This window comes from Parabacteroides sp. Y3-G-102 (assembly GCF_023656845.1).
GTDB lineage: Bacteria > Bacteroidota > Bacteroidia > Bacteroidales > Tannerellaceae > Parabacteroides > Parabacteroides distasonis.
Genome location: NZ_JAMOKU010000011.1, coordinates 76,210 through 88,965 on the forward strand (window position 1 = coordinate 76,210; position 12,756 = coordinate 88,965).

At 41.3% G+C, this 12,756-nt stretch carries 12 protein-coding genes; all 12 read right to left on the reverse strand.

Features of this window, described 5'->3' with window-relative positions; translation table 11 throughout:
• Positions 1 to 55: 55 nt before the first annotated feature.
• Positions 56 to 1,147 carry a glycosyltransferase family 4 protein gene (locus NBH16_RS07380; RefSeq protein ID WP_121960907.1) on the reverse strand — a complete coding sequence of 364 codons (1,092 nt, stop codon included), beginning with the start codon at positions 1,145 to 1,147 and terminating at the stop codon, positions 56 to 58.
• A gap of 22 nt (positions 1,148 to 1,169) precedes the next feature.
• Positions 1,170 to 2,429 carry an EpsG family protein gene (locus NBH16_RS07385; protein ID WP_121960906.1) on the reverse strand — a complete coding sequence of 420 codons (1,260 nt, stop codon included), beginning with the start codon at positions 2,427 to 2,429 and terminating at the stop codon, positions 1,170 to 1,172.
• 37 nt (positions 2,430 to 2,466) lie between these two features.
• Entirely contained in the window at positions 2,467 to 3,621 is a 1,155-nt protein-coding gene (locus NBH16_RS07390; RefSeq protein WP_121960905.1) for a glycosyltransferase, read from the reverse strand.
• Positions 3,618 to 4,631: a polysaccharide pyruvyl transferase family protein gene (locus NBH16_RS07395; RefSeq protein ID WP_121960904.1), complete on the reverse strand. Its 1,014-nt coding sequence runs from the start codon at positions 4,629 to 4,631 to the stop codon at positions 3,618 to 3,620. The genes NBH16_RS07390 and NBH16_RS07395 overlap by 4 nt, the downstream gene beginning before the upstream one ends.
• Positions 4,631 to 5,821, reverse strand: a complete 1,191-nt coding sequence (locus NBH16_RS07400; protein WP_121960903.1) for a Coenzyme F420 hydrogenase/dehydrogenase, beta subunit C-terminal domain — start codon at positions 5,819 to 5,821, stop codon at positions 4,631 to 4,633. Before NBH16_RS07400 ends, NBH16_RS07395 begins: the two co-directional genes overlap by 1 nt.
• A complete protein-coding gene (locus NBH16_RS07405) occupies positions 5,818 to 7,353 on the reverse strand; it encodes an MATE family efflux transporter (RefSeq protein WP_121960902.1) in 1,536 nt (511 codons plus the stop codon). The genes NBH16_RS07400 and NBH16_RS07405 overlap by 4 nt, the downstream gene beginning before the upstream one ends.
• Before the next feature lie 158 nt (positions 7,354 to 7,511).
• A complete protein-coding gene (locus NBH16_RS07410; protein WP_121960901.1) occupies positions 7,512 to 8,273 on the reverse strand; it encodes a DNA-binding domain-containing protein in 762 nt (253 codons plus the stop codon).
• A 56-nt stretch (positions 8,274 to 8,329) separates the two neighbouring features.
• On the reverse strand, positions 8,330 to 8,974 hold the full coding sequence (locus NBH16_RS07415) for a sugar transferase (protein ID WP_009276054.1): 645 nt from the start codon (positions 8,972 to 8,974) through the stop codon (positions 8,330 to 8,332).
• 72 nt (positions 8,975 to 9,046) lie between these two features.
• Positions 9,047 to 9,193, reverse strand: coding sequence for a hypothetical protein (locus tag NBH16_RS07420; RefSeq protein WP_005856415.1), 147 nt, complete (start codon positions 9,191 to 9,193; stop codon positions 9,047 to 9,049).
• Between the two features lie 537 nt (positions 9,194 to 9,730).
• Positions 9,731 to 10,120, reverse strand: coding sequence for a hypothetical protein (locus NBH16_RS07425; RefSeq protein WP_250788309.1), 390 nt, complete (start codon positions 10,118 to 10,120; stop codon positions 9,731 to 9,733).
• Between the two features lie 54 nt (positions 10,121 to 10,174).
• Complete coding sequence (gene nusG / locus NBH16_RS07430) at positions 10,175 to 11,287, reverse strand: transcription termination/antitermination protein NusG (RefSeq protein ID WP_250788311.1); 1,113 nt, start codon at positions 11,285 to 11,287, stop codon at positions 10,175 to 10,177.
• Between the two features lie 525 nt (positions 11,288 to 11,812).
• Positions 11,813 to 12,748 (reverse strand): tyrosine-type recombinase/integrase, encoded by a 936-nt coding sequence (locus tag NBH16_RS07435; protein WP_250788313.1) that lies wholly within the window; start codon positions 12,746 to 12,748, stop codon positions 11,813 to 11,815.
• Positions 12,749 to 12,756 lie beyond the last annotated feature (8 nt).

Genomic DNA, 12,756 nt, shown 5'->3' on the forward strand with positions numbered 1-12,756 from the left:
GCCAATCTATAATCTATAACCAATCTCATATCTTCAAAACAAAATCAGAAAAATCTTATCTATTCTCTTTTATATTCTCAAACAAAGTCAACCATTTTATATATACTTTATCGGGCGTATATGCTTGTATAACATTCAAACCTTTCGCTGTACAATTCGCACGAAGTTTTTCATCTCTAATCATCCGAATAATAGCTTCAGACAGCATCGTAACATCTTCAGGCGGAACTAAAAGCCCCACATTATCCTTCAATAGTTCAGCAGGTCCCTCCGGACATTGAAACGAGACAACAGGAAGCCCACAGGCCATAGCCTCTAATAATGTCATTGGAAAACCTTCATACCGAGAAGACATAACATAAAAAGATGAATTCAGATATTCTTTTTGAATATCTGTGCAAAATTCTTTAAAGAATACGTTTGACTGCAAATTTAGATCAGAAACTTGTTTCTTTAGTAATAAACCATATGCCTCATCTCCATCAGCATAAATATCAATATACCAATCAGGATATCTCTCAAAAACAGAGACCAATGCAGACAATAACAAATCATACCCTTTTTGAGGATGTAACCGACCAACGGTAATCATTCGTCTAGCATTTGCGACTCGATTAGGCTTTATACCAAATGAAGTCATATTGGGGATTACATAGGCATTTACTTTATGTAGCTTAAATCTTTTTGCATCATTGTCGGTTAATACAACCACAGTCATAAAACTCTTATAAATAAAATTACGAAAAGCCCTAAGCGCACTATTATACACCTCATACTTATAATGTTCACAAGCTATAGATCTATTTGCATTGAGCGAAAACCAGACAAAAACACTTGATAAAAAACCTTGACATATTATAATAGAATCATTATCTTTAAAAGAATAATTAAGAAGAATCTTAATAAAAGCCCTCAACAACAAAAACAAACGATTGATACGTGTTTTTAGATAATTAGGACTTGGAGTTGCTAAATAAACAAGATCTATTTTACTATCAAGTTCATATACACAATCCTTATTCTCATCAATAAGAGATACGATTGAAACATCATGTCCTTTTCTAACAAAAGTATTTGCCAATAATGCCGTCGTACGTTCAGTTCCCCCTCGTCCTGACATATCAGAAACAAAAAAATAGATTTTCATAAGTAAAATATGATAAATTCAATTAATGATCCATTGTAGAATTAACAAATATTCCATCCAAATGCAATTTTTCACGCACCCAAGTATCTGGATACTGATCCGTAAAAAAAGTACTTATGGGACAGAGTATTGCCTTATATTGTTTTCCATTAATCAAATCATCCCTCATGGCATAAGAATAAAGGATAAAAACAAATACAAAAGAAAAAGAAAGTATTTTCATCTTCATCAACTGCATGCTTATATTCTTTATATTGCAGAGGATTAAAATAAATCCAAGCATAATCGAAATATTAGAAAATCTCAATATCAAACTTAGCGAGGACAAACTAATTTCTAACAATAACAATGTAGACAAGAAAAAATTGGCCAAGAATGAATTACAGTTAAAACAACAGCAGAAGGCTATGATGAACAACAAAGGAAGAATTCGACCAAAAGTATAACACAGTCCATTAAAGCTTAGCCAGCTTAACATCTCATTTGTTCCCCAAGTTCCTTCTATATACGCATTTGCATAACCAGACATAAACTCGTTTCCCGTCATTACAGAAAACAACTCCACCGTATCAGTTAAAGCTGAAGAAATTATTGGAGTAAGCAACAATATATATAACACTTTCTTTTTAAAACTCACACGTAAACATTTCAACAAAAAAGTCACAGGAAATAATAATATCATTAATATAATAGAAAAATGCATACATAAAGCTAACAATAAAAAAGTAAAAGACTTAAATCTTTTTCGCACGAAAAAGAATAAAAAAAATGAATATATAAAAAATATACTTGCAACTGCAAAACGTATTCCATACGAAAGCGAATAAATACGAATACAAAAAAGCATGCAAACAACCAATAAAGCATAATTCTTTTTAGAAAAATAAAACCGATCTATAAAGAACAAAAATATTTGTATCCATAATACATAGCAAAACAACAGTAATACAAAACGAAAATTCTCAAACGAAAATCCCAAATAATTAAATAGACGCATCAACAAAGGCAAAAGAAAATCCTTTCCCTCCTCACTAAACAAGCGAATAGTTACGTCTGAAGTATCATAATACATTTCTCTATACCTATAGGCATCTTGAGAGGGAGGAAGAAACGATCCAAAAAGACAAAAAAATGCACCAATTATATAGATAGATCTGCGATTATAAGTCAGATTTTTAAAAGATACATAAAGAGATAGAACGGGGGAAATTAAAAAGAGTACAATATCCAAATAAAAATTTCTAAAATCCACTAAATGTAATGGAATCACTCTATTATTCATAAAACTGTCCTCCTATTTTAATTAGCAATAGAAATTATCAACTATTCAGTAAGGTCATCCAAGACTCTATAATTACAGATGGTTTAAAACGCTTACTACTATTAATCTCATTATAAGCTATTTTAGTGCGCAAATCCTCATCATCAAGAACTCTTCGAACACATCGATCCATTTCATCTAAGTCTTCATTTTTCACAATCACCCCATTATAATTATCTTGAACAATATCATGTAATGATTTATAAGTATCAATAGCAATTGGAACAACCCCCATTTGCTGTGATTCCAATAAAGTCATGCCAAATCCTTCAAATCGGGATGTCATTAAAAAGACTGACGCTTCTCTATAGAATGGTAATGGGTCTATTTTTCCAGTAAAAACTAGATTCTTCAATCCATACATCTTCGCAAACATCTTATATTTATCAAGATCTCGTCCATCTCCTATTATCACCATCTGCCAATCAGGATAATCTAAGTAAATGCGTCTCCACAAATCGATAGAGAAAAGAACTCTTTTATTATTTTCAACCATTCTGCATACAACCAATATAATCTTTCTTTTATCTTTCAAACAATTTGGATTATAAAACTCATCAAAAGAACAACTATTGGGAATAAAACAAAGCTTATGTTCATCAACAAATTTCATATCAAGTAGAGATATAAAATCTTTCTTAAAACGTTCTGAAAGCAAAACTATTTTATCAGAACAGTTGTAAGCGTAAGTCAATCTGTATCTGTCATATTGGAAAAGACACAACAAAATACGCTTCAAAATACTTCGTACTATAAGAGAAGGAAAACGATAATCTGTATAATGACTCCCATCCCTTGATGCTGTTGGACACAGATGTAGAAAAGAATATAGTTTAATATGGCATTGTAATTTCAACTTATACAATTTTTTTGTGATCCGAACATTTTCAGCCCGTTGATTAACAATGATTTCTATATCATGACTGAGAATAAAGTCTTTTAAACGTTTGATTGCCTGTTTATCTATTAAAGGTTGACATATTATTCCCTTATAAATTCCATCATAATTTTGCCCATCATCGGATTCTTTATTCCAATATGCTACATAAATATTTATATTTCTTCGGCAAAGCTCTCTTGATATATTAAACGTAACCCTTTCGACCCCACCTCCAACAGGAGAGAGTCCCATCTGATAAAATAGAATATTCATGATAACATATTTTGCAATTCGCAGATTGATTTCTGGCGTAAAATAGAAAGTCTCTCATGTACAATAGAATAATCTATAGGTGCTGAACCGAACAAGTTATTGGCATCATTCCACGAATAAACCTTTCGATGTAACATATTCAATTTTTTAAGTAAATCATCTATGCGAGAAGAACGTTTAGGATTCAACGGAAATATAACAAACTGCTTTTTAAACAAAATAGAAAAGACCATTCCATGAAAAGAGTCTGTTACAACATAACTAGCTGAGGCAATAGAATACAACCACTCTTCCACATCACAATAACCAACATTTAAATCCTTACAATTAGGTAGCGAGCTTACATATTTATATCTTAACCTATTCACTTTACAACCTAGCATCTTCCCTAACTTTCTAAGTTCCAAATCATAAAATCTATCATAACTCAATTTGTACGATACCAATATTTTTTTTGACTCTATGATTTTTCCAAAAAGAAAATCATTTCCATCTAACAAAAAGCAAGGATCTAATACACAATTCCCTTTCATATTAAACTCGTCCTTTAAAATATTTACCCCCATTTCTTCCCTAACTGTTATATACTTAAAAGCACTAAGAAAGCCTCTGATTTCATTTCTTTTAGAAGGAAAATCCCATTCATTATTTCCAAAACTTGCAGCATAAGAAACTTTTCGATTATGTAAGGCAAATGCAAGAAAGTACTTATCATAATCAGCCTGTGTTATCTCTATATTCCACACTTGATCACTCCCTACCATATAAATATCAACTTCTTCATTAAGATTAGAAGTTATAGCAGGATAATTCCTTTGTTGAAACTTATCTATAAAACCTAATTTAAACAAGCGTTTTAATTTATATATATAAGGGTGTCTCTTAGGTGAATCTACATTAAATAAAACGACCTCATGCCCCTCTCTTCGTAAATATTCAGCTAATGAATAAGCTTGCAAAATAGCTCCATAATTTGGAACATTATAAATTGTAACAATTCCTATCTTCATTATTTTCCACGAATTTTTTTTAGCTTTTGAACAACCATTACAGGTAACAAATCCAAAAGCAATCTGACAATATGCTTTTTACATGCTCCGATTTCCGCTTTCCATCCAAGAAGTCCATACTTCTTCAAGGCTCTCTCAAAGCCTAATCTTGCATAGTCCTCCTCAAAAGCGATTCGCTTTGGATGCAACACTGATGGATGGCGCAATTGGGGTTGCAAACAATCCTCTAACGGAACAGCCATACATTCCATGCTTTTCCTAGCTTGCTCAAACCATTCCTTACCTTTATCCGTATTGAGCAAAATCAGTGAACAGCCCTTGTTATCCGCACCAAGAGTAGCCGCAACCGTTTTCTCTATTCCCCAGAAATCCGCCACGGTTACATCCGATGGGCGGTTCGTGTTCGTATAAGGACACTCGCCGCATGAACGGCGGAGCATAATATGGGTATAAAATGTATAGGTGTATGTATAGGTGTATGTATTAGCGAATAAAAACGATTCTACGTGCGAACGCCAGCCAAATCTTTTCTTATCCCGAAAATTAACCGCCGTGATTCTCATGCCCTCTTTTGCCTCCAGATAATCGAGGTAATCCCGCCAAACAAATGGAGCGGGTACACCATGGCAAACTATATCCATCAAGAACAAACGATCTCTTAAACGTTTACCGATAAAAGAGGCAAGTCCCGCCGTCTGGCAAGGCGTACCGGAGAAAAGCACGAGCGATTCATCTCTAAGGTCTTCCCGCACTTGCCTAAAGATGGTATTCATATCACTCTGCACGTATTTACTCCCCCGGAACTCATCTCGTTCAGCCTTTGTCGCTGCTTTCTTATGAACTACCCGGAAATGCCCGGTATATCCAGCCCCATAGACTACCCCACCCTGCGACAAGATGATATCTGAAAGCGCAACAAACGCAGCCCCACTCTGCGAAGCTGTTATCTCCTCCGGATTCTTGTGTTTCGCAGCATAAGCCAACGGCTTTGCCAAATTCAAGCTTTTATCGTAATCCTCATGAAAAGCACAGATTTTCTCGCAAAGCCCACAATCCACACATAATGAATCATTCACTTCCGGGTAAAGAAATCCAAAAGTATCCGGAACCATATGGATAGCCTCGTGTGGACAGACACTTTCACAAGCCGTGCAACCACAACAGTCCGTCTTAACCTTATTTATTCTCATTTCAAAAACTTATTTTTCAACTGGGATATCCTTTGCCATACAAACAATCTTTCTTCTCGTGAACAACCGATAAACAATATGCTACATCCAGTAGCACAAGTACTTATCATTCCATTCAGCACAAGTCGGACAAGACCCTCCTCCATATGGCTAATAACACAAACCGGCACAACCAAAGCTAATAACATAACACGAAAAATATTCAGAAGCACCTTCGTGAAAAAAAGCCTAATAGGTAATCCGACCATACCTCGAAGCATATACAATCGTAAGAACAAGCAGCAGACAGCAATGATGATCGACAAAACAATTGTTGTTTCGGGCGCATACCCTAACTTCAACAAGATATACGCTACTGGAAAATTAAGCATCTGGCAACCTCCCACCAACAATTGATAATTGCGAATCCTGCCAGTCGCCAGCATAAGCGTTATCAATGTTTGCGAAACCGACTCACTCAACGCATATAACAATATTAAACGGACAAACGCCACGGTATGATCCGGAACAACTCCAAGCCACAGTTTCAACAACACAGGAGTTTCCAGCAAAATCGGTAAGGAGAGAAGCAACAACAAATAGAAAGAATATCGAGAGCCTTGAAAGACCAAATTCATCAGATAGACCCGATCACCAGAGGCATACGACTTGGTTATCTGTGGGTTTAATGCTATCATGAAATTATTGACAAAACTATTGACCGCCGCATTCACCTGCATCGCTATGCCACGAGCGGCATTCACGGCAGGACCACAAAAAATATTCAACAAGACATTCACTCCTTGATCTCTTAATACACCCGAAGAGGCACCTAAGAAATTCCATCCGGCAAAGCCAAAGACCTGCTTGATTAGCACCTTATCCCAAATCCATTGGAAACGACATTCCGAGAAATGTTTTTTACAATAATACGTATAAAGAAAACGTACGAAAAAAGCCAAGAGCGCCATTAAGAATGCATAGAATACCAATAGATCCCATGGAGAATAATCTAATAAAAATGCTATCACCAATGTGCCAAACGCTTGAAAAAAGCTTATATAAGCGAACGCCGACATCCGTTCATGAGCCACTATACTCGCATTATACGGAATGCTTATCAAATTGATAACAAACGTGAGTATTGAAAACTGATATACCCAGTTTGCCGCAAGTAGTCGATCCGTAGGTATATTCATCCGCATATTTAAGAACCATAGCCCTAAGGTTTCCGAAAACAAGACTATTATCCCTGAGATTAATAACTGTATAACTACCGAAACGGAAAATATCCGAGCGATCTTCTCCGTATTACCAACTCCCATCTCATACGTGATAAAACGACTGATCGCCGCAGTCAACGATCCTGAAATCACGGCGAACATGGAGACAAAGCCTCCAACCGCAGAGTAAATGCCGAAATCCTCTACCCCCAATACCCGCAGCACGACCCGGCTGGTGTACAACGTCACACCCATGATCAGGAGCATGCGCAGATAGAGGAACAGCGTGTTCTTGGCTATTCGCTTATTATTCTCTGATGTAACAGACATAAAAACAAGTACTAAAACTATCTTATTTTTTCAACTTGGCCTATTGCTCCTGCGAGATTACTCTTGGGAATCCATCATTCCTTTATAAGGGAACGTAGGCTTCCCTTATAAAGGAAGGCACTATTCCCCGATAAGGGAATAGAGACTTCCCAAATCTATCAAACCTCATCTGGACTCTCACTGTCGCCACCTCCATCGGCGGGTTTTCCACCGATCCAAATTTGCGTGCTCACGCTACGAGGAGTTTTCAGCATATGTCCCGAGTTGGCGAACTGTGTCATCACCGTCAGCGTATACTCACCCTCCGCCAAATCAGCCGGTAAGAGTAATGTAAGCGAAGAGGGGTTGTTGATGGTGATCAAGTCATCCGTCAGTTTTGTGACAGCCTTTGCCTCGTTAGTCAGCGTAACGCCTACCGACTCGTCATCGCCAACCACTTTCAGCATGGCACCGCGCACGAAGAAGTTGCGGCCCGCCGTGGCGCTGCCATCTTTCAAGCCGGTCTTCTTATCCTCGGTCTCAAGGATATACATGATATTCGACTTCTCACCTAGGATCTCCACCGCAGTCTGGGCGATCGCCTCGCGCAATGCCTTGTCCTGCGTAAAGGAGACGTAGATGGAATTCTTCTCCTTGTTCCATACGCCGCCCTCGATCACGCCAGTTAGTTGCGCAACGGCTCGGAAGAGACCCGTATTTACGCTGTAACCGTTCAAGATCAAGTCCGTCAATACCCGGTTGTAGAGTGTCACCGAGTGACGCATCGTCTCGGGACGCAGACCGGTGTCTTGCTTTTGCATCTCTTCAAGAACATCATCAAGATCCAAACTTCCCGTTGAATGTAACAGCAGGATCTTGTCCGTCTTGTTGTCGGTGGTCACCGAATTGTCGATGAGCCAGCCTTTCAATACTTTCTTCATGGTATTCTTGATTTAAAGGAGGAGTGGAATTGCTCCCCCGGATTATTACTTATACCTTAGAATTTCTTCCCAAACGCTATGTTCAAGAATGTCTTCACCAATATCTTGAAATCGAACCACCACGAGCGGTGCTCCAGATAGAACAAGTCATAGCGTAATCGGCGGAGCATCTTCTCCAACGTGTCCGTATAGCCGTTATAGAGCGTGGCGTAAGAGGTCACACCCGGACGGATCTGGTACAGGTAACGATAGCGGGGATCACGTTCCATGATCTGGTCGATGTAGAACTTTCGTTCCGGACGGGGGCCGATAAAAGACATATCACCGATGAAAACATTCCACAATTGGGGCAACTCATCCAAATGATGCTCACGCAGGAACCTGCCAACATGGGTCATGCGGGGGTCAGCACCTCCCTTGTAAAGAGCCGGACCGAATTTTTCAGCGTCCAAACGCATGCTACGGAACTTATAGATGTTGAACGGACGACCGAAACGACCGATACGCTCCTGCTTGAAAATGGCAGGACCGCCATCCTCGCGCCTTACGGCGATGTAACAGATCAAGAACAAAGGGGAGAATACGACCAAGGCGATAAAGGCCAAAAGGCAATCCCCTATACGCTTCACGTTACGCTCGAAGGCGTTCATACCATCTGAGATAAAATCAGTAGATTTTCCAAAACTCTCTTCTAAAATCATGGCTAGTTAATTAGTCGATGAAGGCAGGCACGAGGTTAAAACTTAATCTCATTTGCATAGCCCATCCTTAAATTATTTCTTTCCTCCGTTCATTTCCTCCTCTTTCTTATAATCGATATACCGTTCCAAGGCCTCACGTGCCAGACGACGGAAAAGTTCCTCGTCCGACAGATGGTCCCAAAGGAGATCTACCAATCGATAGTAAACGCTAAAATGCATGTCCTTGCCTTTTTAAAAGAATTGTAAGTGTCACTGCCCAGACCTCCGCTTATGCGGATAATGGACTTTGTCAGTCTGGTGACTTGTAAAACCGTGGCGATGTAATCGCCCAAACGGGGAAATGATTGTTTGTGATACATGTCTGGTTTGTTATTATTTTTATACAGTCCTTATGGAGACCCCAAGTAATGCAAATAATGCAAGTAATGCAGCACCTTTTTCCCACACACGTGCGTACATTATATAAAACAAGAATTTTACACTAAACGATCACAAACAAGGCATGGAACGATCCGGATGAGAAACGCTGGATAGCCGTATGAAAGTTTGATTCGACATATATAATGTACACGTGCGTGTGTGGGAAAAAGGTGCTGCATTACTTGCATTACTTGCACCTGTTTTCCCCGGCATCGGTTCCATCCCGCACGTATATCGGCATCGACTCACGCCTACGTTCGTATAGGCCTACACCGATATACGTGTGGGGCGACGTCGATATACGTGTAAAACGATGCCCTTATACGTATGCCACACTCATACGGTCTCGCTTAGCAATGGCAATCCCTCCACCTCTCTCTTATGCCAGCCTTGGTAATCAGACAGGGAAAAACCGGGGACGGTCAACTGTTTGTAATCCTTATCGTCTCTTCGCAAGATGTGCTTGCGGGCATACGAGCGGAGCGAACGATCCGTCACGGATACCATCACCACAGGAAACGGGTAGCCGAGCAAGCGCATCGGCGTAACCTCGCTATCCGGGAACGCACGGCGCAACTGATAGGCTGAGTACTCGAACGCCACCCAGTAAGGACCCGTGCAATACAGGTGGATCGAGGCAGTGTTCGTTCGCTCGCGGCCCATGATATCACCCAAATGCTCGTTCAGCAACGCCACCAAACGAACGCCAGAAGGAAGGGAAGACATTTCTTTTTGATTTATGATTTTTGATTTAAACTGTCAACTGTCACTTGTCAACTGTCAACTGATTTCGTGTTTCAGCCAGCGATCGCAATCGTCCAGCCGGCGGATCAAGGATAACTTGCTTTTCTTGGGCGAGGACTCACCCCGCCAAGGATCCACCACCTCATGCGCCATCTGCCGGTAAAGGGCGCTGTCCGTGCAACCGTAGAGCGTCACCAGCAACAAAGCACGGGATTGCGGAGCTTTCACCACCGGGAGCATACCACGCATCGTGTCATGCAAACGTGTGAACTCCTCCTCATCGCCCAACAACTTGTAGGCAGAAAGAAGCAATGAGTAGATCTTGCAACGCATCACGTCCGTCTCCGCACGGAGCGAACCGTACGATCTCAACACCTCACGGGCCAAACGAGTATCCTCCTCTGATACGCTGCCGAAGGCATGGTAACGTCCCAAGGCATCGTGCAAATCCTCCCGCAGGCGATCGTTGTCCAGATGGGTATAGGCGTGCTTGCCCTTGGTGTTCAGCTCGATCAGCTCATACTCGCCCGGCTTCACCTCCAACAAGGGGACCCACATGCAATCGAGGATACGAGCCATGACATCTTTATGCCCGCCACCCGGCTGGATCACCACCTCTGCCTCCATACCGGTAAAATAACCGGACGTGATACGCACGCGATCACCTTTCAGCAGGCGATTGCTGTCCGGCACGTACACAGGAAGCTCGTTGGAATAAGATTCCGCCACCCAACGTAAATTCCCCATCTCGTCATCCGACAGATAAGGGAAATGAGTCATGCCTCCGGAAGAGACCCGGGGTAGGAAATTGTATAGGGGAAGCGTGCGCTTCATCTGGAAGATCTCCTCCACCGAGGACCGGATAAACACGTAGTTGAACAGCAGGGGCCGCTTCGTGTTGACCATCTTGCCATCCACTTTCCTCACCTCCACATAGGAGGGGGCGAAATACTCGAACAACGTCTCCCCACGACGCTTGCGCCGGGAAAGCTCGGCATCCAAGCTTTTAGCGGGGCTGATCCTGTCGCGTCGTGCCACACCCGTAGTAGGAAGCGTGAGCACGTACCAGCGTACAGTCTTCAGGTCATGACGCTTGCCAACCCGCGCCGTACCCCGCTCCGAGCAACCGTCTCTCAAAACATTCATCATTATGATTATCTTTTCCTAAGATTATATCAAGATCTCCACTCAAGCCTCACGACAATTCAAAGCCCTACCAAGAGCGCCCTATTTACTCCTGATAAACAACACTTTATGTTTTTAAAAATGGCTTTTCTGAAAATCACCATCGCTTGAAATATTAAGCTACTCGGGAAGTAGCGTAAAAGGTAGGAGAATGGTTATTACCCAGTTGTAGAGACGGGGCGTGCCCCGTCTCCCACAGACTGGTAGTATCTTTAAATTACCCTCTTGAGGGGATGAGACGGGGCACGCCCCGTCTCTACAAGAATGTATGTTCGATTTTTGGAAGGGACGTGATGATGTAGGAAATACGAGATCATTTCGTCTCTATTGCCATGTCTATGCACTAGGAATAAGAACGAAGATTTAAGGAGAATCAAGGTCGGAGCACAAACTAATGAACAAACTAAGCCTAATGATTGCTTGTTATTTGTTATTTTTTATTACTTTTGCGCCGTGAAAGAATACGCTACTTCCCGAGTAGCAAGCCTCTTACCCCACTTTGGGTATCGGTTTACACACGCTCTCAAAACAATTCCGGTTCACTGTCGACAAACGTTCCAACGAGAAGCTCTTCAAATAGATCTGTGTTGTCTTAATAGACTTATGCCCCAACAACTCACTGATAACCTCGATCGATACATCTTGTTCCTTCAAGAACGAGGCGAATGAATGACGGATCGTATATGAGGTGACCGGAAGCGTAACGCCTGTCGATCTCGCCAACAACTTCATCTCACGGTTAAAGCGGGACAAGGTCCTGTTATATTCTTTGTAGGCCGCCTCACCGGTTCTCCTTCCACTCAAAAAAGGAAATAAATAAAAGGATTCCTTTGCCGTACAAGCGGACAACTCATCCAACAGCCGCAACGCCCCGGAGGGAATCTCCAGCTGTATGAGAGACCCGCTCTTTTGTCGGTGATACTGCAATATCCCATCCCGGATATTCTCCCATTTCAAATGCGTGAGATCCACAAACGCTATCCCGCTGAACGCGAACATCAACCGAACGGTCAACTGTACACGCCGCAAGGACGGATCCTCCAACGGGGCGTTAAACATACGCTCCAGCATCTCTCGCGGCAACGCCTTCTTCCGCTTGCTTTCAACGCCCGTGAAGACATCTTTGAACAGGTTGGGTACAAAGGGAGCCTCGTTCGCCTCCACGGCCAAGTTATAAATGTGACGAATCCGACGCATATAGGTAGACACCGTATTCAACGAACGGCCCTTGTCCAACAACCATGACTGATAGCACAAAAGCCTGTTCCTATTAATATAGGCATAAGGAATCGCCTCCATACCGCAAAAGCACTTGAACGAGTTCAAGGCATCTTGATAACTCTTCGCCGTGGAATACCGTTTTTTCTCACGCAGACAAGCCATGTAGATGGACAGGCCCATAACAAAATCTTCTTCTTTTTTCATATCTTCTC